This window comes from Gardnerella nova (assembly GCF_049244055.1).
Lineage (GTDB): Bacteria > Actinomycetota > Actinomycetes > Actinomycetales > Bifidobacteriaceae > Bifidobacterium > Bifidobacterium vaginale_H.
Genome location: NZ_CP058369.1, coordinates 1264197 through 1286468 on the forward strand (window position 1 = coordinate 1264197; position 22272 = coordinate 1286468).

At 46.7% G+C, this 22272-nt stretch carries 17 protein-coding genes and 1 other RNA gene; 3 read left to right on the top strand and 15 right to left on the bottom strand.

The window, feature by feature from the left end:
- Nucleotides 1–15: 15 nt before the first annotated feature.
- Nucleotides 16–963, bottom strand: coding sequence for an ABC transporter permease (locus HXT56_RS04950; RefSeq protein ID WP_116712392.1), 948 nt, complete (start codon nt 961–963; stop codon nt 16–18).
- A 27-nt stretch (nt 964–990) separates the two neighbouring features.
- Complete coding sequence (locus HXT56_RS04955; RefSeq protein WP_165846076.1) at nt 991–1974, bottom strand: ABC transporter permease; 984 nt, start codon at nt 1972–1974, stop codon at nt 991–993.
- A gap of 566 nt (nt 1975–2540) precedes the next feature.
- On the opposite strand from HXT56_RS04955, the gene HXT56_RS04960 reads away from it, so the two are divergent.
- Nucleotides 2541–3986: an aminopeptidase C gene (locus HXT56_RS04960; RefSeq protein WP_421777921.1), complete on the top strand. Its 1446-nt coding sequence runs from the start codon at nt 2541–2543 to the stop codon at nt 3984–3986.
- A 1125-nt stretch (nt 3987–5111) separates the two neighbouring features.
- Here the strand turns inward: HXT56_RS04960 and metG are convergent.
- The gene (metG, locus tag HXT56_RS04965) at nt 5112–6983 is read right to left on the bottom strand and encodes a methionine--tRNA ligase (protein WP_421777922.1); all 1872 of its coding nucleotides are present in this window, start codon (nt 6981–6983) and stop codon (nt 5112–5114) included.
- Between the two features lie 276 nt (nt 6984–7259).
- Between metG and HXT56_RS04970 the strand changes: the two genes are divergently transcribed.
- A complete protein-coding gene (locus HXT56_RS04970; protein WP_421777923.1) occupies nt 7260–7916 on the top strand; it encodes a hypothetical protein in 657 nt (218 codons plus the stop codon).
- Nucleotides 7913–8176: a hypothetical protein gene (locus tag HXT56_RS04975; RefSeq protein ID WP_116712386.1), complete on the top strand. Its 264-nt coding sequence runs from the start codon at nt 7913–7915 to the stop codon at nt 8174–8176. Before HXT56_RS04970 ends, HXT56_RS04975 begins: the two co-directional genes overlap by 4 nt.
- A 103-nt stretch (nt 8177–8279) precedes the next feature.
- Here the strand turns inward: HXT56_RS04975 and rsmI are convergent, their stop codons facing one another.
- The 12 genes from rsmI to HXT56_RS05035 all read right to left on the bottom strand — a co-directional run bounded on the left by rsmI (nt 8280) and on the right by HXT56_RS05035 (nt 22100).
- Nucleotides 8280–9221, bottom strand: a complete 942-nt coding sequence (gene rsmI, locus HXT56_RS04980; protein ID WP_421777924.1) for a 16S rRNA (cytidine(1402)-2'-O)-methyltransferase — start codon at nt 9219–9221, stop codon at nt 8280–8282.
- Between the two features lie 123 nt (nt 9222–9344).
- Nucleotides 9345–9653, bottom strand: a complete 309-nt coding sequence (locus HXT56_RS04985; protein ID WP_421777925.1) for a hypothetical protein — start codon at nt 9651–9653, stop codon at nt 9345–9347.
- Between the two features lie 49 nt (nt 9654–9702).
- Entirely contained in the window at nt 9703–9990 is a 288-nt protein-coding gene (locus tag HXT56_RS04990) for a hypothetical protein (RefSeq protein WP_421777926.1), read from the bottom strand.
- Between the two features lie 171 nt (nt 9991–10161).
- The gene (locus tag HXT56_RS04995) at nt 10162–11679 is read right to left on the bottom strand and encodes a formate--tetrahydrofolate ligase (RefSeq protein WP_421777927.1); all 1518 of its coding nucleotides are present in this window, start codon (nt 11677–11679) and stop codon (nt 10162–10164) included.
- A gap of 243 nt (nt 11680–11922) precedes the next feature.
- Nucleotides 11923–13524, bottom strand: a complete 1602-nt coding sequence (locus HXT56_RS05000; protein ID WP_421777928.1) for a C69 family dipeptidase — start codon at nt 13522–13524, stop codon at nt 11923–11925.
- 68 nt (nt 13525–13592) lie between these two features.
- Nucleotides 13593–14144 carry a YbhB/YbcL family Raf kinase inhibitor-like protein gene (locus tag HXT56_RS05005; RefSeq protein WP_421777929.1) on the bottom strand — a complete coding sequence of 184 codons (552 nt, stop codon included), beginning with the start codon at nt 14142–14144 and terminating at the stop codon, nt 13593–13595.
- 96 nt (nt 14145–14240) lie between these two features.
- On the bottom strand, nt 14241–15395 hold the full coding sequence (locus tag HXT56_RS05010) for a DNA polymerase III subunit delta' (RefSeq protein ID WP_421777930.1): 1155 nt from the start codon (nt 15393–15395) through the stop codon (nt 14241–14243).
- Nucleotides 15396–15439: 44 nt separating this feature from the next.
- On the bottom strand, nt 15440–16135 hold the full coding sequence (gene tmk, locus HXT56_RS05015) for a dTMP kinase (protein WP_421777931.1): 696 nt from the start codon (nt 16133–16135) through the stop codon (nt 15440–15442).
- A 22-nt stretch (nt 16136–16157) separates the two neighbouring features.
- Nucleotides 16158–19091, bottom strand: coding sequence for a type I DNA topoisomerase (gene topA, locus HXT56_RS05020; protein WP_421777932.1), 2934 nt, complete (start codon nt 19089–19091; stop codon nt 16158–16160).
- 215 nt (nt 19092–19306) lie between these two features.
- On the bottom strand, nt 19307–20740 hold the full coding sequence (locus tag HXT56_RS05025) for a phosphoesterase (protein ID WP_421777933.1): 1434 nt from the start codon (nt 20738–20740) through the stop codon (nt 19307–19309).
- 62 nt (nt 20741–20802) lie between these two features.
- Nucleotides 20803–20899, bottom strand: an RNA gene (gene ffs, locus HXT56_RS05030) — signal recognition particle sRNA small type.
- Between the two features lie 58 nt (nt 20900–20957).
- Complete coding sequence (locus HXT56_RS05035) at nt 20958–22100, bottom strand: inositol-3-phosphate synthase (RefSeq protein ID WP_421777934.1); 1143 nt, start codon at nt 22098–22100, stop codon at nt 20958–20960.
- Nucleotides 22101–22272: the final 172 nt, after the last annotated feature.

A 22272-nucleotide genomic window follows, 5' to 3' on the forward strand; every position in this document is an offset into this window, starting at 1 on the left:
TACCTCCAACAAGCCTTACTCGGCCTTACCAGCAGACCTAGAATATGGATCAATCGCATCGCGAAGACCATCACCAATAAGCTGCACAGAGAAAGTCAAAACAACTAACACGGCAGATGGAACCAAAAGAACCCACGGAGAGGTCATAACACTACTCTGGCCAACATTGAGCAACGTACCCAACGAAGTATCCGGAGCCTTAATACCAAGACCCAAGAAGCTCAAAGCAGTTTCACCATTAATAGCACCAATAACACCGAGCACCGTGTTAATAATCAACACAGAACCCAGGTTTGGAACCAAGTGGCGCACAATAATACGGAAGGAAGAAACGCCCTCGAACTTAGCTGCACGCACATATTCGCGTTCGCGCAAGCTTAGCGTCAGCGTACGAAGCGTACGAGCATAACCAATCCAACCGAAGGAAGTCATACCAAACGCAAGCCATAACCAATCGTTGCCGTTAGTTGAAGAGCTCACGATTAAAGCAATAAGCAAGAAGGAAGGAACAATAAGAAGCATGTCCAAAATCCACATGCCAACCTGCTCAAACCAACCTTCAAAGTAGGAAATAGCAGTACCAACCAAAGCTGCAATAATCGTAATAGAAATTGAGCTAACAATACCGATAGAAAGAGAACGACCTAAGCCGCGCACAACCATCGCATACATGTCAGAACCGCCAGGCGTGGTTCCAAGCCAATGTTCAGCGGAAGGAGGAGTGGCAAGAGCCGTAAAATCAGGCTCGTCATAACCCCACTTGCTAACCTTGGCACCAAATAGTGCGAAAAGAATAAGAATAACCAGCAAAACCAAGCCCACAACCGCCGACGGACGACGGAAGAAACGACGCGTGTACAACGTCAGTTTGCCAGTACGCTTAAAGTTGCCCCAAGCTCCAGCAGTAGCCTTTTTATCTGCAGCAGACTCTTGAGGTTTTGAAGATACATTTTTCATAGTCATATCAATGTCACCTACACTGTTCTGCAATTAGTTCAAACGAATACGCGGATCAAGCCAAGCAGAGAAGATATCTGCAAGCAAGGCACCTACCAAAGTGCACACAGCACCGAATGCAGCAATAGCAACAGAACCATTGATATCGTTATTGGAAATAGTCTGCACAAAGTAACTACCCAAACCGTTAATTGCGAACACGGTTTCAGTAATAACTGCGCCAGTAAACACGCCTGCAATGGAGAAGGCAACATCAACAGCAGTTGGAATTAACGAAGTACGCAAGGCGTGACGACGAATTGCCAAATTCAAAGGCAAACCCTTCGCGCGAGCAGTGCGCACATAATCAGCATTCATAGTATCAAGCAAGTACGTGCGCTGCGTCAAATGATATCCAACCATGCCAGGAACTGTCATAACAATCGTTGGCAAAATCAAATGCTGCAAGAAATCAAAAATAAAGGCAAATGGGTTAGAACCTTGATACGAGTGCAAACCGGTGACGTAGAACAAGCGCGAACCAGCAGCATTGTTAATACTGATGGCTGCGAGAACAATCAACAAACCAAACACAGCAGCCGGAACAACAAGCAAGAAAGTAGCAATAGAGTTAAGCACGCGATCCTGCCACTTATATTGGCGGATAGCAGTGTAAACGCCGACGCTAACACCGAAAACGATACCAAGAACAGTTGCACAAGTTACCAATTGAACCGATGCGCCAATACGGGTCGCAATTGCTGGACCGACTGGAGCCTGCTCAGGGCTTAAACCCCAATCCCAGCGAGTAAGAACGCCAGTAAGCCAACGGCAGTAACGCGTAAACACAGGAGTCTGGTCATTAATATTTGCCAAATCCAACGAACGATTGATTGATGCAATAGGTGGATGCGGATGCCGAGACATATAATTTGAACGCGGGTCCATAAACGCACTTGCCAAGAAATACGTCATGGAAACGGATACAAATAACATCACAACATAATTCAGGCATCGTTTAACGATGTATCGTATCATTGTGACTCTTTTCTACGCCTAACCATTGTTTACCTCCAATCGGTACCACAAACCTGGCGATTTATAGCAGTACCGTCTTAGTCCATCGTTCCCCTTCAAAAGGGCGCGCTTGGATTGACCCTCATCAACCCGGGACACATAATTAGTATATTTTTAGCCAAGCTATGTACAAACGCCCAAACAGAAAATATTTTTGTAACATGTTTTTTGGCAAAACTAATACTATATTGCACACTTGTGCAAGCGGTAAGTACGTTATAAACATAGTACGAAAACGCATAATATCAAGGATTCTGCGGCATAACATTTCGCAAAAACACAAATTATATTTAACAAAATTTTTATTTTTCAAACTAAAAATACGCATTATTTCTAAATATAATAAATTCAGAATATAATTACAAAAACAAAATATTTAACGGAAAAATTACACTTTTATAAAAATATTTAATATTATTCTTATAAATGCCGGAAATAGGCACAAACAAGAAACACGCACATGACATTGCAACAGCTACAATGACTGTTATTCGTATTACAAACCGTAAAGGAGATAAAGAAGACCCATGGCCGAAAACGTAAAAGCCGTAACCCTCGAACACGTACAAACATATTCCAAGCACTTCAACGAACAACGAGCTAATCTCCTTGCCGCAAACGCAGCGGTTAGCAATGGTGTACTTAAAGCTGCCACCAGCTACCAAGGTAAGCGCGCCTTGCCACGCGATTTCTCCGTGGAATTAAAGCAAGGAAGCATCACCAACCAACAGCACTCCGGCCGCTGCTGGATGTTCGCATCTCTTAACACTTTGCGTTACGAATTAATGCACAAGTGGAACTTGGAAGACTTTGAGTTTTCAGAAAGCTATCTGTTCTTCTGGGACAAGATTGAAAAAGCAAACGCTTATTTGGAAAACGTGTTGGCAACTTTGGACGAGCCAATTGATAGTCGAGTTTTTGAGTGCATTAACTACGGCCCAATCGACGACGGCGGTTGGTGGCAGATGTTCGTCAACTTGGTAAACAAGTACGGACTCGTACCAAAGAGCGTGTACCCAGATTCACAGAACGCAACCGATTCCGATGCCTTCGTGCAGTACATCAATACCAAGTTGCGCGAGTTTGCATGCGAGTTGCGCGAAGCTCATAAGAACGGCTCCTCTTTGGAAGAATTGCGCGAAATGAAAGTCCGCGATTTGGAAACCGTTTATCGCATGACAACTATTGCGCTCGGCGAGCCTCCAGCAAAGTTCGACTTCTTCGCACGCACTAAAGACGATGACGACAAGAAGGACGACAAGAAGGAAGAAAATAAGGGCGGCGAACAAGCTGGCGAAGAAAAGAAGGACGACAAGCCAAAGACTGGCAAAGATGAGCGTCCAATGATTCGCGAATACGGCATCACTCCACTCGAGTTTGTCAAGAAATATGTGCCAGTTGACGTAAACGATTTCGTAACGTTGTGCAACTCCCCTATGAAACGAACTCCTTTCAACAAGCTCTATCAACTCAAGTACAGCACCAATGTTGCTGAAACTGATGAGCTGGAATTTGTGAACGTTCCTCTCGAAGTGTTCCGCAAAGCAGCCGTAGCGCAGCTCAGCGACGGTCACCCAATTTGGTTTGCATGCGATTGCACGCAATTCTCCTTGCGTGACAGCGGCTTCTTCGATCCTGCAGTTGTGCGCGTAGACCAGCTCTTTGACGTCGAATTCACGTTTGATAAGGCAAAGGGATTGGAATACATGGATTGCTTAGGCAACCACGCCATGACCTTCACCGGCGTAAACCTCAACGAAGCTGGCGAGCCAGATCGCTGGAAGATTGAGAACAGCTGGGGCAAGGAAAACGGCGACGACGGATACTACGTTGGATCCGCAGAATGGTTCGACCGCTACGTTACCGAAGTAATCATCAATAAGAAGTACCTCGATGAAGCAACTCTTGCCGTCTTAAAGCAAGAGCCAGTAATGCTTGATCCGTGGGCTCCACTTTCAAGGCGTTGCAACTAAATTTAAGTATTACGTAACTATGTAAGTATTACGTAACTATGTAAGCGCAGATTGCTTTTTGCAGTCTGCGCTTTTTGTTTGCGCTTTTGTTTGCGCTTTTGTTTGCGCTTTTTGGAACATTTGCGGGAGCTTTAACTGGGTTTTGTAGCTGTTTTGGCTGGTGTTTGGCTGCGCGACGTAAATAGTTACTCTTATGAGCCTCGAAAGTTTTCAGCATCGCAAGTCCCGTCCTTCGTCGCTCTGGTTGTTAAAGGTTCTAATGTCTGCTTCGTTCTCTATGAATGTTGCTTCCTCAGTCCTCTTTTATTGCTCTGCCCGAAAACTTTTGAGGCTCTACCACACGAAAGTTTGTACAGCTCAAGCAGTTCCTATATTCCACTCGCAAATTCACCCACCATTATTTTTTGGTGTGGTAGGAGTTTCTGGTGTTGTGTGTGCAGCAGCAATAACGCTAGTGTTCTCTAGGCAATAAATACTCAACGTCCGCGGAGCAATACTGTTAAAGCCCACTAATCAACAAATACTCACTGTTCGCAGAAGCAATACTGCAAAGCTACAGGAACATTTGCGGGAGTTTTTTCTCCGGGTTTTGTAGCTGTTTTGGCGTTATTTTGGAACATTTGCCGGAAAATTCCCGGCGTTTGTTGTTGTTTTGGTGGTTTTATGGAACATTTGCCGGAGATAGTTCCGACAGTTTCTTTACAACGCTGTAAAGAAACTATCACTTTTTAGCGAGATTCCGACAGTTTCTTTACACGCCTGTAAAGTATTAATCGTTTTTTCGCAAAATTCCGACATTTCCTTTACACGCACGTATAGAAAATGTCACCTTTAGCGATTTGGAACATGGGTTATAGACCAAACTTTGCGAATACTCGCAAACTATAAAAAGAAGCCCGGCGGGGAAGAAAACCCGCCGGGGCAGAGAGAAAGAGAGAAGAAGGTTTCAATTATGGGGTTCGCGAACGAACCTCGCTAATGGCGAACCATTAACATTTGTTAGTATAGCTAAACATTCGTTCAAAGAAAAGAGGTTTTTCCTTAAAATTTCCTTAAAATATTTTCCAATAAGAAAACAACCGCTATTTTTTACTATGCTACGACAATTTAGCTAAATTTTTCAACCTATTCCCCACTATTTTCCAAAGATTTTTTTGCCGCAGCTAAACGTTCAGCTTCAGCACGCTGACGTTCAACCAACGCAGAAGCAAAACGCTCAAGCTCTTCATCCACAGCTTCCTTAGGAATCTTCGCAAAAATAGGCGTTGGCTTCGGCACAGGCGTGCCAGCAACCAACTCTTCACTCTCCCAAGGATGCACCGTCTCACCCAAACGATAATCACCAGTAATAATCGGATACTTAAAGTCCGGATTATCCAAATCCTCTACTTCCTCAATACGAGGTAACGGGGAGAACACACCAGTACCACCAAGCGCTTCCCAGACCTTTTGCGCAGAATGAGGCAAGAATGGAGCAAGCAAGTGATTAGCATCCGACACAGCTTGGGCCGCAACATGCAGTACGGTTCCTAGGCGCGCTTCATCATCCTTAATCTTCCAAGGCTCGGTAGCGGAAATATATTTATTAATATCCGCAACCACACGCATAGCTTCAGTAAGAGCATTCTTCTGATGGTGACGCTCAATCAAACCGCCAACCAAAGCAAAAGCGTCAGAAGTCTGATCGAGCAAAGCACGATCCATAGCAGTCATCGAATCTTCATCAAGTGGAGGAATAACACCAAAATTCTTGTTAATAAGATTTGCTACGCGGTTGACAAGATTACCCCAACTTGCGGCAAGCTCCTCATTATTGTGACGAGCAAACTCAGACCAAGTAAAATCGGCGTCGGAATTTTCCGGACCTGCAATAGAAATGTAATAGCGAACCGCATCCACAGGGTAACGAGCCAAAATATCCTTCACATAAATCACAATGCCACGCGAAGAACTAAACTTCTTACCTTCCATAGTCATGAACTCAGAAGCCACAACCTGCTCCGGCATATTAAGCGGGCCATAAACGCCTGCCTCGCCGCCCTTAGAGCCTGCTCCGTTATAGGCGAGCATTTCCGAAGGCCAAATCTGAGAATGGAAAGTAATATTATCTTTACCCATAAAGTAGTAGCCAGGAGACTTAGGATCACACCACCAGTCGCGCCAAGCATCCGGCTTACCTTGGCGACGCGCCCATTCGATAGACGCAGACAAGTAACCGATTACCGCATCAAACCACACGTACAAACGCTTATTTGGATTATCAACCCAACCTTCCACAGGAACCGGAATACCCCAGTCGATATCGCGCGTAATAGCACGCGGCTTTACTTCCTTAAACAAACCAAGCGAGAAATTAATAACGTTTGTGCGCCAGCCGTCACGAGAACGAAGCCAATTAACATTTGCTTCAGCCAACGCCGGCAAATCGAGGAAATAATGCTCAGTTTCTTCAAAACGAGGCGTTTCACCATTAATCTTAGAAATTGGGTTAATCAATTCATCAGGATCAAGCTCATTGCCACACGCATCACACTGGTCGCCGCGAGCGCCATCCGCGCCACACAACGGGCATGTACCTTCGATATAGCGATCCGGCAAAGTGCGTCCAGTGGAAGGAGAAATAGCAACCTTCTGCGTACCCTTATAAATATAACCGTTCTTCAAACACTGTCGGAACATCTCCTGCACAACATGTTCGTGATTTGCGGTAGTTGTGCGCGTAAACAAATCGTAGCTCAAGCCCAAATCGCACAAATCTTTAGTAATCACGCGATTATAACGGTTCGCAAGCTCCTGCGCACTCACGCCTTCTTTATCTGCCTCAACCAAAATTGGCGTGCCGTGTTCATCTGTACCCGACACCATCAATACGTCATTGCCTTTCATGCGCTCGTAGCGCGCATACACGTCTGAAGGAACTCCAAATCCAGCAACGTGACCAATATGACGAGGGCCGTTAGCATACGGCCAAGCAACATTCACCAAAATATGACTCATAGCCCAATATTATCTTGTTCAGCGCGGACAGTGCTAGTACTTGCATACACATATCCACAACTTTTTAACGCACTATGGCGCACGCAAAACTCTCAAGTTAATCTCATCTCTATGCACAAACAAGACACTTCGCAAACGCAACAACAATAGACCTCACCCCAAGGTCAGCGAAGTCAAATATACCGAGAAAGAAGGTGAGTTATGCAACACAACCAGATGCTACACGCCGCGCCCGCTCTGCCAGCAGCACACAACCCCCTGCCAGCAGCACACGCGTTGACAACACCCCAGGAACACTACGCTATTCGCACCAACGCAAATCTCCAGATCAGCGCAACTTTGGAAGACGTCAATAAATCTAGCAACAATGAATTCCCAACATTACTTGGCAACAGTCAACTTCCAGGACCTATGTGCATGAAAAAACTTTCTCAATTGGGAGTATTCAACCAGCTGAGCACGCAAAGCGGATATACGCAATCCCTGGCACTTTCCACCAAAGGGCGAGGCAAAATTATAAGTAATCTCATACCAGAGGAGAGTATTGTCTGTTCATTTACCGCAGCCTGGGTATGGTTAGGCGGAACATTCCCGGTAAATATCGATATTATTAACTACAGCAATTGTCGAAGGAAGCCGCACGATCACGCAATACGCTCATTTCGCAGACAGCTTAGTGACGAAGATTATGTTGTTATTGGAGACGTTCGAGTAACTACTCCGGAACGTACTATTTGCGATTTAGCGTATACGCCATGCGAAAACGAATATTACGAACCGTATCGAAAAAGTGTTGCGCACTCATTAATAGAGCGCTATTGCATCGATTTGAATAATTGCATACGGATTCTTAACGCAAACCCCTACTTCCCCGGTTCCGTTCGCGCACGTGAGTGGATACATCATCTTAAAGAAGAAATGAGGACAACATGACAAAACCGACGCAAGCAGTGCAGCCGACGCCACCACCGCAACCTCCAATAATACTTACGCCACAAGTTGCTATAAATCCAGACACTCCAACGAAAATACTATGGCATATTGCGAAACATATTCCAGAGTTGCGTCGATGGGTTATTGCAAATCCCGCCGCCGACGCCAAATTATTAGAATACATTGCACAACAAGGCGGTCCAGATGTGCGATATAGTTTCGACATACTATTTGCAGCGTACGATTATTGCCAACGTTAAGTAAAGGTTAGTTTAACTTTCGTTTCGCTGATACTCGTCTTAATGCAGAGTGTTACCTTTTTGCAAAACACGTTACTCTTGTACGTTACTTTTGTACGTTACTCTACTCTTGTACATCACCTTTGCGCTTCAGCACTGCTTCATACACTTGCTTGCGATGAGCGAAAGAACCGTCCGCAAATGGATGCTCCCGTACTACTTTAGTAATCGCTTCTTTAATGCGTAAGCCTTCCGTTTCGGCGCAATTAATTGCAAGATCGGCAAGCGCTTCCACACTTAAATCGGTACTTTCTTCCCGCACTTCATCATCGTTAGCGCCACCAATAACCAGCACTATTTCGCCGCGAGGAGGATCCGCCAAAACGCCGTCACGAATACTCTGCACGCTTCCGCGACGAATCTCCTCAAAATCTTTGGTGAGTTCTCGGCACAATGCCATTGGTCGATTAGGGCCGAGCACAGCTAGCACGTCCTCCATGGCTTCCGCAATGCGGTGTGGAGCCTCATAGAACACAATCGTTCGACGCTCTGCGCGCAACGAACGCAAATGCTGCTGACGCTCACCAGATTTGCGCGGCAAGAAGCCTTCGTAGCAGAAGCGGTCAGTTGGGAGCCCGGAAAGCGCAAGCGCATCCAGAACAGCGCTAGGACCTGGAGCACAGGTAACAGGAAGACCACGCTCGATTGCGCGACGAACAATAGCTAAGCCAGGATCGTTAATAGTTGGCATGCCAGCATCGGAAACTACAAGAACTTTAGCGCCTTGCTCCACTTCATCGAGTAGGCCGTCCGCCTTATTGCGCTCGTTGTGATCGTGGTAAGCGACAACTCGCCCAACGACGTGAACGCCAAGACGGTTTGCTAAATCGTAGAGGCGGCGCGTATCTTCAGCCGCCACAATATCCGCTGTTTCAAGGAGATTGATTAGTCGCGCAGAAGCGTCACCCATATTGCCAATAGGAGTTGCTGCGAGAAAGACTTTGCCGCATTCATTGCGATTTTCTGAAGTATTATTTTTAGTTTCTTCAGATTCAATCTCGCTCATTTTTACTCCTAGCCAACTACTGATATGCGTTATACGCACCATATACGCTTATTACTTTACAGCCGAGTATATTACTACATTTGCGCAATAAAATGCCCGCAGGGTGCGCAGCGGCTATACAGCCTAAACTGATTGCAATTCTTTATGACGCCTAATTAATAACGAACGTAGATACTCGCTAATTGTAGATTCGCCCTCTTTTTTTGCATCTTCCGCAATTTTATCCTTCCAGGATTTAGGTATACGAAATTGAATAATCGTGGACGCTTCAAGATCACTCATAATAGGTGGTCGTCCAACAAGCGCAACATGAGCGTCTTCCATATTGTCAGTATCTGTAAGGTTCATTATTAAATTATTCATATGTTCGCGCGCTTCGTTACCTTCTCGCTGAACAATAGTGGTCCCATTATGTTCAATTACTTTGGCCATGCTTTTACCTTCTAAATCCATAAATAATCTTATATAAACAAACTATAAACTATTTTACCCTGTATCTCTTTATCCAATCATCAAAAGGTAAATCCCAAAATGATTTTTCGCCACTTCCAGCATGATAAATACGCAAAGTATTTTTTTCAATTTTCATAACAATACCAATAGATTGCATTAATACATCATTATGCTTACCAGTTAAACGTATATACAAAACACCTTTATACTCCATTTCTTCTGTTCTTATTGGGTTCTCTACAGCATAAGCAATATCTTCTGGAGTTAAGCCATGCTTATTACTATGATCTTCAAATATGATTCTTATTCTCTTCATAAGAATATTGTAATACAATATTGTATTACAATAAATAGGTAAGTAAATAAATTTTTAAAATTTAAGAATAATAAAATGCCCGCAGGGTGCATAGAAGCTCCCGCGGGCATATTTACAAAGTGCAATTAAAAGCACAATTAAAGTGCGATTGAGTCAAACGCACCAAATAAATCACACGATTTTTGGCATAGGAGTTGTGAGAGAAGAAGTAAGATTCACTTGCACAACGCCAGCACCAGCGTGAACTTCAACCTTCTTTAAGGTAACAGTACGCTCCTCAAACGGCTTGTGATCGTCGTCAGTCATAGTCGCAGGAGACTTAACTGCCACCAACGCAAGGCTGTCAAAATCAACGCCAGCATTTGCGCACAAATCAGCAGCTGCAGATAATGAATCCTCAAAACCATCTTTTTCAATCACACGCTCAGACGGCACGCCATACGCTTCTTCACACAGCAACTTAACGCGATCCAAAAGCGCTTGACCTCTGCGACTTTCTGGCACTTGCGTTTCAGCATCAGCACTAATTACCGACACAAAATCGTCAAGCTGATCCGCCAAACCATCGCCGCCATCGCGGAACAAATTGCCAACAATCGGCTCACGGAAGCCCAACGTCTTAGCCTGCTCCAACAATTCAGGCACTTGATCATCCTCGCCTTCCCACAAATTAATAAGCGGGAAAGTAGGAATATTAAGCGACTCAAGGCGAGCAACATGGAACGGATAACGCCAAGCCAAGGTTTCGTCATCGCGCCAAGTCGTCGCGCGCGTAACAACCACAGCCGCAGCCGGCCATGCAGCACCAAATTCGCGAGAAGCAATATCCAACCACTTTTGAGCGCCAGCATCCGTGCCGTATCCTGCTTCAACAACTACAACATCGTGTTCAGCGCAAGCCATTTCAACGCTTACCAAACTTGGAATACCAAGCGAAACGTTTGCGAACGGACCGCAATGCACATAAATCGGAGAGCCGTTAATAGTTTCCGTTTTTGCAGGCTTTACAGCATCGGCGAGAATATTCGTAATACGCCACAAGTCAACAAAATCGCCAAACTTAACAGGCTTACCATCCTTCGTGCCAGCAATCATAGCGGCAACACGCTCGGAAATTTCATCCATACTACGAGACAACACCACAATTTGCATAAGCTCGCAAGTTGGCGTCAACACCACACGCTCAGGAACAGTGCCCTTGCCAAAATCAACAGCAATACTGCGCAACGAGCGCGAAGGAACCTCACTTACACGAGGCACCAAAATGGTATCAAGCAAGCCATCGTCAATCGCCTTTTCAGCGAACGAAACTAGTAAATTCTGAGCACAGGCAATAGCAGCCATCTCGCCACACAAGCCCCAGTCAATCAGCTCAGGGTGTGCAAGCGAAGACTTACCGCCGCCACTTGCGCCACCTTTAGAACCAGCTGCCGTAATGCCCATGCTTGGCTGACGAAGAACCGCAGCCGCATCTACACCACGCTCGCGCAACGCATCCACCAAAGCAATAGTGGTGGTTGTTTTGCCCTCGCCACGAGATGCTTTAAGAGGAGTATCCGCAGTAACCAGAAGCACTTTGCCATGCTTTCGAGGCTCCTCAGGATGCTGTTTCAAATAATTTAGATACCCAAAAGCATCAATTTTTTTAACCAAACCGAAAGTCGTAGTGTATGAATCAAGAATGCTCATGTACCCCTCTTTCATAGGCATGCTAAGCACAACAATGCGTGCAAATAACGTAAAACGACAAGATTTATACTATACGATTGCTCGCTCGCAGCATAGTCACCACGCGCAATATCTATGCGCGTTATTACTAACTTCTATAGCGAAATAACAAAAGGTAACAAAAGCGCCTCCCTTATGAAATAAAAAGTTCATTTCACGAGGGAGGCTCTTAAGGAAGGCACTTAATTATTAAAAAATTTAACTTTAGTGATCAGAACGATTAAAACCATTCTTCATACGCATGCTGGTAATGTACAGCACAGTGTCGAGCAAAGAATCGGTTTCTTTCTTCAACTTTGCTGCCATATCGTCATTTGCTTCAGCCAAAGCCTCACGCACTTTTTCGTTACGAAGCTCCGCAATAATCGCTTCAGGATCGCGAACTAAATCATCGTAATCTTCATCGCCTTCGCGCTCCGGCTCGTAATCAGCCAAAGAAAGGCCAAGAAGATCCGCCACCGTAGCATCCGTAGCCTTTACCATTGCGTGGCCAAGGGAACCAACAGTTTCCTGGTAGCGCTCGATTGCGTTGGCAGTGTCGTTAAAAGCAGCGTCCGCAAGAGCTGCAATAATACGATTTTCCCAGTAGAAGTTTTCGCTTGTTACGCGAGTAGTGGTGTCTTCCAAATACTTTGGAGTGCGATTTACGTTTGGATAGAACGGAATCAAAGAGTTGAAAGGATTAGATCCGTAGGTAATCCACTGAATTGCGCGCATTGCTTCCGGCATATAAGGGCGGATTTGCATTACAGCAAGCTCACTTTGACGGTTAATTCCAATCGGACGCAACATGTGGCGAGTATGCTCGTCACCAAGCTTGCCGTAAGGATCGTATTCGGTGCCCTGGTAGTGAGAGCTGAGTACGTACTTAATATCCTCAATCGTCACCTTACGTTCTGGCTGACGCGCCCAAGGAATATCGTTGCTGTCCGGACGATGGTCAGCATCTTTACCGTCCCACACTTCGTCATACGGATTCAAGAAACGCTCCATAAACCATGCGCGAGGCGTGTTGTACACGTGATCGGCATCCGAATGAGAACCGAAAGCGTCGCGAGGATTGAACGGAGAAGCGTTTTCAACCGACAAATCCAAATGATTTTCTTCAATAAACTCAAGCAAATCAGCCGAGCAGATATGCTCTTCCTGATCGCCAAAAGCATCGTCTAAATCAAACTCGTCAATCCCAAGCTGGTTTGGCATCACAACATAAGCCTCATCCGGCACACGCTTAGCAATCCAATGATGGCCGCCAACGGTTTCGAACCACCAAATCTCGTTCACGTCAGAAAAAGCAACGCCGTTCATCTCGTAAGTGCCATACTTTTCAAGCAACGCACCCAAGCGCTCAACGCCTTCGCGAGCGCTACGAATATAAGGCAAAACAAGCGTTAGGAAATCTTCCTCACCAATTCCGCCTGGAACTTCCGGCTTGTAGTCAGCATCGCCAACTTTGCCTTGTGCTTTCTGCAATTCAACCATCGGATCAGCGCCTAGCACACGCTCGTTGGAAGTAAGCGTTTCGGTTGCGCTCATTGCGACGTTTGCTTCGTTAACGCCAGCTTCTCCCCAAATTCCTTCGCGCAAGTCCGCGTTTGGCACGCTAGTGTACTGCATTGGATTGTCTGGCAACTCAACCGTTACGTGGCTAAGAACAGACTTGTAAACGCGCGGCTGATCTTCCGGCTTTACTACCACTAAACGTTTTGGATTAAATTCGCCATTCGCGGAATCTTCGTTACGCGCGATAAGCGTGGACCCGTCGTAGCTTGCGCCGCGTCCGACGAGAATTGTTGTGCATGCCATATTTGCATCCTCTTTGTTGAAATTGTTTATTTATTCTTACCGATTGATTCTATCGCCGATGGCGAAAGTTATGCGCGGCCAGTTAAGAACATGCCACCAGCGTCGACAACAGTTCCACTATTTCGCACTTCGCACAGTAATTCATTCATATAAAATCCTTGCTGAAGATGCGGCAACGGACGTTCACTTCCGAACACTTCAAGCATGTACTCGTGGTCTTTATCTGGCGGCTGTGGGCCGTTATAACGCGTAGTTACAGACGGATCTGTGCAACCGACAAATCTACTTGCCTGCGAATTTCGACCTTGTAATGCTTCCGGAATCATAGCCGACATTGTTCTGGAAAAATCTGCCGGAATTTGCAGCGCGTGAGAATCGTTAAAATCGAACATTAACGCCTCTACCGGAACGTTGGCAACCGTCCAATGAATCCATTCAAAACCGCATACCGGTATGGCATCGTCGTCAACAAATCGCCAATGCAAATAATGCGCGCGAGGATCAAGATTATCGATATAAAACGGGAAGGAAACTACCGGCACTCCACCAATTTTGTTCTGCTCCGGTGCAGCTTTGGAGTATTCATCAGGCACGATAGTGAAATCTGTAGAAATGTTCATACTGTAAGTATCTACTATCTCAATGACTATCCGCAACTAGCAACTAACAAGTAGCGAAATCAAACAAACCTAATGGTAATCACTCCACAATCGCAATCACAACAGAGAACACAACAACGCCTCAAAGACGAGTGTTGCGTTACCGTTACCAGCTAAACGACGCCGGGCGGTAGCAATACTATCCACGCACAACAGCGCGTGAGAAGAAGTAAGCCTTTGCGCTAATTGCACAATCCCAGACTGAAACTCTTGGTTAATAAACGGCGCAACCTCCTGCGCGTTGTTGAGCACTACAAGAACGTCGCGATATACGCTAGCTATAGCACTCAGAGAACGGCTGAGGACATCGCGACTTACGCGCGTAACTTTGCGCTTTACGTCATCTTTTTTGCCGATCGCATTGTAAGCAGTACGCAACTTAGGCGGTACACGATCACTTTGAGACAAACCGTTAATACGACGAAACTCTTGCTGCTGAATCTCAACATTTCGCTGCACTTCGTCCTCTGCTTGCGCCGTCGCTTCCTCAATCAGCATGGCCGCAAGTAACACAGCGTCACTAGCGTCGTGCATACGCAACAAGCCAGCAACCAACTCGTCCCGCCTACTCAACGCACGTTCATCAGTCGCATAAAGCAATGCTGTGGCAACATCCCCCTGAGAAAGTCTAGCCGAACGACTAGCAAGCTTATTATCTGCGCCAGTTTTCGCAGCAACATACTCCGCTACCGCTTGAGTGTCAGGAGTAGTTAATTGCACACGTTGCGTGCGTGAACGAATTGTTGGAAGCACCTGTTGCGCGTCTGAAGCGCACAAAAGCCATATTGTGTGCTCGCTCGGCTCCTCAATCTCTTTAAGCAGAACGTTAGTGCTGCGTTCAAGCATGCGTTCAACATCTTCAATAATGATAATTCGCCACGGCGCAATACTCGGCATTTGCTCCGACAAGCCGATTACTTCGCGCACAGCATCAACGCTGAGGGTTACACCATCCGTATGTAACGTGCGAACATCCGGGTGAGAACCAGCAAGCACTTCGCGAGCCTCTTTGCTGAGCTGGCTATCCTCACTTTCGCCATGATCTGGACTTTCAAGAGCCGCAGCAAAAGCGTGTGCGACTTGGGAGGTGCCGACACCAGCAGCGCCACAAATAAGCCAAGATTGCGGTATATCACTAGGACTTGCACACGCAACTTTTCGCAACCGCGCAACAACCTGCGTCTGCCCGACTACAGCATCCCACACGCTCATCGCTTCACCCCCCTAAATTTCACTGTTAGCGCATCTTATTCGAATTAAATTTTTGCAATTAAATTATTTACATCATTAGAAATAAGCTCAGCTAACGATTTCGCAGAACAAGTGGCGTCAAGCACGCGGTAGCGATCCTCATTTTCATGCGCTAAATCCAAAAAAGCCTCACGCGTGCGTCTTGCGAAATCAATTCCAGCAGATTCCATGCGGTCCTGCTTACGATGCAAACGCTCAAAAGCTGCTTCCGGCTGCATATCCAGTAAATACGTGCGATCAGGCCACAAAGAACCCGTAGCCCACTCGCTCAATTCGCGCACATCGTCCATTGTTAATTCTCGCCCGCCAGCTTGGTATGCCAGCGAAGAGTCGATATAACGATCCGTAATTACTACTGCACCGCGATTAAGTGCAGGGCGAATTATTTCAGCCACGTGTTGAGCGCGATCGGCCGCAAACAATAGAGCTTCAGTCCTAGAGGCCACAAAAGATCCGTGCAACAGTATTTTGCGCAGGGACTTGCCCAGTTCCGTTCCGCCAGGTTCGCGCGTCACCACTACTTCACGACCTAAAGATTGCAGATGATTCCGAAGAGCCTCAACTTGCGTGGTTTTACCGACGCCATCAATGCCCTCAAAAGATATAAACAACCCTTTGTTTTCAGCCGCTTCAGCACCGCCGCAACCGCAGTTTCCGCCGCATGCGCAACCGCCAGAAAAATCACTACCGTAAGATTCCATAAGTCAACCCTACTTATAATCTTTACTCTTCTGCTTTTGCTGACGCTACTTTTTTAGCAGCTGACTTCGCAGTCGACTTGGCAGTTGCTTTCTTTGCAGGTGTCTTTTTTGCTGTCGTCTTCTTTGCGGCAGCTGATTTTGTAGCTGACTTCGCAGTCGACTTAGCAGCGCTTTTAGTCGTACGCTTCTTACGCTTTACAGGACCTGCAGCACGCTTTTGCGCTAACAGCTCAAACGCAACCTGCGGATCAACTGACTCAGGCGTGTACTGTTTTGGCAAAGTGCGATTCGTTTCGCCGTCGGTAATATAAGCGCCATAGAAACCATCTTTAATTACCACCGGCTTACCAGTTTCCGGATCCGCACCAAGCTCACGAAGCGGCGGCTTAGCTGCACCTCTAGTACGCTTACCGTACTTTGGTTGCGCAAACAAAGCTTGAGCTTCTTCTAAAGTCGTACTAAAAATAGCGTCTTCACTTGCAAGCGAACGCGTCTCCGGCTTGGATTCTACCGTTTCTCCCGCAGCAGTGTCCACAGCAGCATAAGTTTTGGTTAAGTACGGGCCGTAACGTCCGTTACTTGCTTCAATTCGTGCAAGTTTTACTACGCCTTCGGAATCAACTTCCTCATACTCACCCACCAAACGCGGCAAGTTCAAAAGTCGCAAAGCATCTTGCAAACTTAAAGTTGCAGGATCCATAGTCTTAAACAAAGACGCCATTTTTGGACGTGGCTTAGTCGTTTTTGCTTCAGTTTTAGAAGATTTAGCAGACTTGGAAGTCTTATCGGAAGGGTTTTCAGATTCGTTTTCGGAATCATCCTGCGCTTCTACCAACGCCACGTACGGGCCAAAACGACCGTTTCGCACTTCCACAGTACCGCCAGTTTCCGGATCGGTACCAAGAACGCGCGGACCTTCCGCATTATTCTCGAGCAACTCATGAGCCACGGCAACAGTAAGCTCATCTGGAGCCAACGTTTCCGGCAGCGAAGCGTGACGAGGATTACCTTCCGCATCTAAATGCTCAGTATCTTCCAAATATGGGCCGTAACGGCCAACGCGCACATGCAACCCATCGCCGATATCAATCGTGTTGATTTCGCGCGCGTCAATTTCACCAAGTTCCGCAACCTGCTGCTGCAATCCACTCTGAGCATCGTCAGAAGATTGAGCAGAACCATCGCCAGAACCAAAATAGAATCTAGTCAACCAATCGCGACCGGTTTCTTCACCATGCGCAATCCTGTCCAGGCCATTTTCCATATCTGCAGTAAACGCGTAGTCAACATACTTTGGGAAATTAGCTTCCAACAGCTTAATCACAGCGAAAGCGAGCCAAGAAGGAATTAACGCACGCCCACGCTCGTACACATATCCGCGATCAATAATCGTCGAAATAATACTCGCGTACGTAGAAGGTCGGCCAATTTCCTTAGCTTCCAACGTTTTTACTAACGACGCTTCCGTATAACGGGCAGGAGGCTGCGTTTCGTGATCGTGAGCTGTAACTTCGCGAGCAGCAAGCACATCGCCAGCTTCCATCGGAGGTAGCGCTTTAGTCTCCTCACCCTCAGAGGCGGCAGTTCCGAACACTTTCATAAAACCGGCAAACGTAATTACCGTGCCAGAAGCTTGGAATAATGCAGTACCAAACTCCCCAGCCTCAGCATTCAGCTTAACCGTCGCAGTAAAACCGGTAGCGTCAGCCATTTGAGAAGCAAGAGTGCGCTGCCAAATAAGCGTATACAACTTCAACTGATCTGCAGGAAGTTTGTCAGCGAGACTTGCAGGATTTTGGAAATGCGCTCCAGCTGGACGAATACACTCATGCGCTTCCTGAGCGCCGGCAGTGGTGGTTGCATACTGCTTAGGAGAATCAGCAACGTACTCAGCGCCAAAAGCTTCACGCGCAGCAGCACGCGCGGCCTTAATTGCTTCTTTAGAAAGCGTTACCGAATCCGTACGCATGTAAGTAATGTAGCCGTTTTCGTACAAAGATTGCGCCGCACGCATAGTTTGGCGAGAGCTCATTGACAAACGATTTCCAGCCGTCTGCTGCAAAGTTGACGTAGTAAAAGGCGGCAAAGGACGACGACGATACGGCTTAGTCTCCATATCTTTCACTACAAAATCTACATTCTGCAGCGATTTTGCAAGATTGCCAGCAAACGTAGCGTCTATATGTAGGGCAGATTGAGACTCACCTTTAGGAGTAATTAATTCGCCATTTGCGTTGAAATCCTTAGAACCAGCCAAACGCTGACCGTTCAGCTCGCTCATGCGCGCTTCAAACTCAACGTCCTTACCTTCAGCACTAGGAGCACTCAAAGTGGCACTAATATCCCAATAAGACGCCTTAGTAAACGCCATTCGCTCGCGTTCGCGCTCAACAATAAGTCGGGTAGCAACAGACTGCACGCGTCCAGCCGAAAGTCCCGGACCAACTTTGCGCCACAACACTGGCGAAAGTTCGTAACCGTACAATCGATCAAGCACACGCCTCGTTTCCTGAGCATCAACCATATTGTCGTCAACGTCACGCGTGTTACTTAACGAAGATTGAATAGCATCTTTCGTAATTTCGTGGAAAACCATGCGCTTAACCGGCACTTTTGGTTTCAAAGCTTCCACCAAATGCCAAGCAATAGCCTCACCTTCGCGATCCTCATCAGTTGCCAGATACAGTTCGTCAGCTTTGGCGAGCGCATCCTTCAAATCAGCAACCGTTTTCTTTTTATCCGCCCCAACCACATAGTACGGAGCAAAACCATGATCGACATCTACACCAAACTTGCCGAACGCTGCTTTGCGTGAAGCCGGCACCTGGCTTGGCTGAGCGAGGTCGCGAATATGCCCCACCGACGCCATCACGGTGTATCCATTACCCAAATACCCGCCAATCTTTCGCGCCTTCGTGGGAGACTCCACAATGACAAGCTTATGTTCCGCTGCCATATTCGCTCCTTTCTTCAAACAATCAAACATATAAGCGTAAACTTTGTACGTTTCACGCTAACTGTATCGCAAATATATGCTATACGTCTATCAAATTCCACCTCGGTGGATAAAAGCAGATAGAGTAGACATATTGGTGCAAAACGCACAATATTACACGTAACACAACACGCCGTTAGCTGGTTTGTTATACAACATTTTTACGCAAGTATTCACTAAGCAGCTGGCGGCGGAGTCGGCGGCGCGCCAACTAAACCGAGCCTACTTAATGGAGCCGCTGTCGCATGGCGCATAACCATGATAACACCATACACCAGTAGGGTTATTCCAATAATCACCCAGTACGTAGCAATATACGACACATTCGACGCCCAACGAGCAGCAACGGAAACTCCCGGCATAATTTGCCATATAAGATACGCAGAATATAAGCAAGACAACACGCCTAAAGTGATCATGGAGCTACCAACAATCTGTACGCTCATTGAAGAACACCGGTGTTCTGGATTATCCATACCACTCGAACGAGTACATGCCAACACACCCAGCGTAACAGCTCCCACAATAAGCACAGACATAAGCACATCTGCCGACCGGTGCCAATGACCCGCAATTAACGAAAGCTCAACCAGCACGTTCACAACCGCAGACAAAAGAGCCACCCACGCACGCCACCTACGAGACACTGCGCAAACAAGAAGTGCGCACGCTGCGGAAATAAGCAGAGCATGCCCAGAAGGTGCGGAATTTGCAGCCAAATATTCAATATGCACAAGTAACGGACGCGGCAAAATCTTCTTCAACGGCTCCGCTGCGGCAGAAACAACAATAATTGCAGCACACTGTCCAAGCAGCCACCAACGTTTGCGCACGCAGACAATTACCAACGCAACTATCGCAAGAATAATACCGAGCGCAACAACCGCTATCGAATTACATATTGGACGCAAGAGAAAAGCAAGCCAAGATGGCACACCTTGGGTACCAAAACCGTCAATAAGCATTTCTTCGTAACTTTGTCCGGCAACTGTTCTCACCGTCATAAACCACAAAGCTACCGCCGACGTCAAAAAGCCAATTGCGAGAACAACGCACCATAGTATGGTAGACAATCGCGGACGTTTCATAAGCGGATCGACTTGCGCTACTTCATCGTCTGCGGAAGAAAAATCTTGCGCTAGCGAATTGGCGACTTTTTGCGCAGTATTCGCACCTAACGCACTATTTGTTACTAACGCAGTATCCATCTGCGAAAGAACGGGATTAGTGACATCAGAGCTTACTGTACCGTCGTCGGAGGCAACAGCACTATTCGAATCCAATGACTCAAAATCGGTAGAACGAAAAGTGGCAGCACGAAAAGCAGGAGTATCGTGCCTTTTAGTTTGGGACGCAGTATGCTCATCGAATAGTGGCGTCACATTGTCGCTGTTAGACGAATCAGGAGTATCAGAAGATGGCACCGCAACAGGCGTAAACGGGGCAATCGGCTGCGACTGCAGAGAGTCAGAGCCTTCCCGAACGCTACTATCGTGTTTCATGGCTTGTTGCAAAGTTTCACCTAACAATGCTGCCTCATGCTTCTCAGCAGCACGTTGAGAATGTTCAGCATCAGGATCGAACTGCGTTCCTGTCAATTCTTCGCTCATACCTTAGACTTTACGACAGCCTCTGCGACAGCGCTAGTTGTAAACGAAATAAAATCGCGGATATAAAGAAACCCCCGCGCACCCACCAGAGGCCACTTACCCTTGCTGCATTCCTGCCCTGGGGGGATTGGGTGACATAGCGCCACGCGGAGGCTTTACCTATATTACACGATATTCGCTACATGTCGAGAACAAGACACGTCTAGAACAAATTGAGTTAAGCGCGCCAAACGCTTTTACCATGCTCTTTTGCCGACTCCACGTCTGCCGCAAGTTGCGAAGCATCCGCTTCAACTTCGCCGGCAATATAACGCTCGACCAGCTCTCGCGCCTCACTATCTTCATGCTGTACAGCTGGAGATTTCATAAAGTAGGAGCTTGGAGCCAAAATCGGCCCCGACAAATGGCGATCCAACGCGATTTTTGCCGCGCGAACTGCGTCAATAACAATGCCGGCAGAATTTGGAGAATCCCAAACTTCGAGCTTGTATTCCAAGTTCAACGGAACATCGCCAAACGTAGTACCTTCCAAACGCACAAAAGCAAACTTACGGTCGTCCAGCCATGCCACGTAATCTGATGGGCCAATATGAACGTTATGCTCATCCATTTCGTGAGGAACAATTGACGTCACTGCACGCGTCTTAGAAATCTTCTTAGACTCAAGCCTGGAACGCTGAAGCATATTCATGAAGTCCATATTGCCGCCAACATTCAGCTGATAGGTGCGATCCAAACGAACTCCACGATCCTCAAAAAGACGCGCCATCACACGGTGCGTAATGGTTGCGCCCACTTGACTTTTGATATCGTCGCCAATAATCGGCACGCCAGCATCACGGAACTTTTGCGCCCACTCAGGATCAGAAGCAATAAATACTGGAAGACAATTTACAAAAGCGCAGCCAGCTTCCATCGCAGCCGTAGCATAAGCCTTATCTGCTTCTTCGGATCCAACCGGAAGATAAGAAACCAAAACGTCCACTTTCTTATCCCGCAAAACTTGAGCTATGTCAACCGGCTCAACCTCAGACTCATCAATCATCTCACGATAATAGTCACCCAAACCGTCGTAAGTAGGCCCACGCATAACCTGTACGCCCAAATTTGGTACGTCTGCAAAACGAATAGTGTTATTTTGCGAAGCGCCAATTGCTTCACTTAAATCGTGACCAACCTTCAACGAATCAACATCAAACGCTGCTACAAACTCAATATCGCGCACACGATACTGACCGAACACAGCGTGCATCAACCCTGGAATTTTCTCACCGTCATCAGCGTTTTTGTAATATTCAACGCCCTGAACCAGCGACGAAGCGCAATTACCTACACCGGCAATGGCAACGCGGATGCTCATATAGACTCCTTGCCTGCAAAAAATCAGCGGCATTACATTATGTCGCACTCATACACACTTCATCATACTATGCTCTAACCAATATAAAACAATATAAAACATTTCTAGTTGTTTCCACACAACTCTGCTCTGCCTTCGTCAAAATAAAAGAATAAAAAAACAGTTTTGTGAA

What these genes read in the sequence shown, in the direction of transcription:
- HXT56_RS04950 (WP_116712392.1), bottom strand. Translation starts at nt 963, where the DNA reads ATGACTATGAAAAATGTATCTTCAAAACCTCAAGAGTCTGCTGCAGAT.
- HXT56_RS04955 (WP_165846076.1), bottom strand. Translation starts at nt 1,974, where the DNA reads ATGATACGATACATCGTTAAACGATGCCTGAATTATGTTGTGATGTTA.
- HXT56_RS04960 (WP_421777921.1), top strand. Translation starts at nt 2,541, where the DNA reads ATGGCCGAAAACGTAAAAGCCGTAACCCTCGAACACGTACAAACATAT.
- metG (WP_421777922.1), bottom strand. Translation starts at nt 6,983, where the DNA reads ATGAGTCATATTTTGGTGAATGTTGCTTGGCCGTATGCTAACGGCCCT.
- HXT56_RS04975 (WP_116712386.1), top strand. Translation starts at nt 7,913, where the DNA reads ATGACAAAACCGACGCAAGCAGTGCAGCCGACGCCACCACCGCAACCT.
- rsmI (WP_421777924.1), bottom strand. Translation starts at nt 9,221, where the DNA reads ATGAGCGAGATTGAATCTGAAGAAACTAAAAATAATACTTCAGAAAAT.
- HXT56_RS04985 (WP_421777925.1), bottom strand. Translation starts at nt 9,653, where the DNA reads ATGGCCAAAGTAATTGAACATAATGGGACCACTATTGTTCAGCGAGAA.
- HXT56_RS04990 (WP_421777926.1), bottom strand. Translation starts at nt 9,990, where the DNA reads ATGAAGAGAATAAGAATCATATTTGAAGATCATAGTAATAAGCATGGC.
- HXT56_RS04995 (WP_421777927.1), bottom strand. Translation starts at nt 11,679, where the DNA reads ATGAGCATTCTTGATTCATACACTACGACTTTCGGTTTGGTTAAAAAA.
- HXT56_RS05000 (WP_421777928.1), bottom strand. Translation starts at nt 13,524, where the DNA reads ATGGCATGCACAACAATTCTCGTCGGACGCGGCGCAAGCTACGACGGG.
- HXT56_RS05005 (WP_421777929.1), bottom strand. Translation starts at nt 14,144, where the DNA reads ATGAACATTTCTACAGATTTCACTATCGTGCCTGATGAATACTCCAAA.
- HXT56_RS05010 (WP_421777930.1), bottom strand. Translation starts at nt 15,395, where the DNA reads ATGAGCGTGTGGGATGCTGTAGTCGGGCAGACGCAGGTTGTTGCGCGG.
- tmk (WP_421777931.1), bottom strand. Translation starts at nt 16,135, where the DNA reads ATGGAATCTTACGGTAGTGATTTTTCTGGCGGTTGCGCATGCGGCGGA.
- topA (WP_421777932.1), bottom strand. Translation starts at nt 19,091, where the DNA reads ATGGCAGCGGAACATAAGCTTGTCATTGTGGAGTCTCCCACGAAGGCG.
- HXT56_RS05025 (WP_421777933.1), bottom strand. Translation starts at nt 20,740, where the DNA reads ATGAGCGAAGAATTGACAGGAACGCAGTTCGATCCTGATGCTGAACAT.
- HXT56_RS05035 (WP_421777934.1), bottom strand. Translation starts at nt 22,100, where the DNA reads ATGAGCATCCGCGTTGCCATTGCCGGTGTAGGTAATTGCGCTTCGTCG.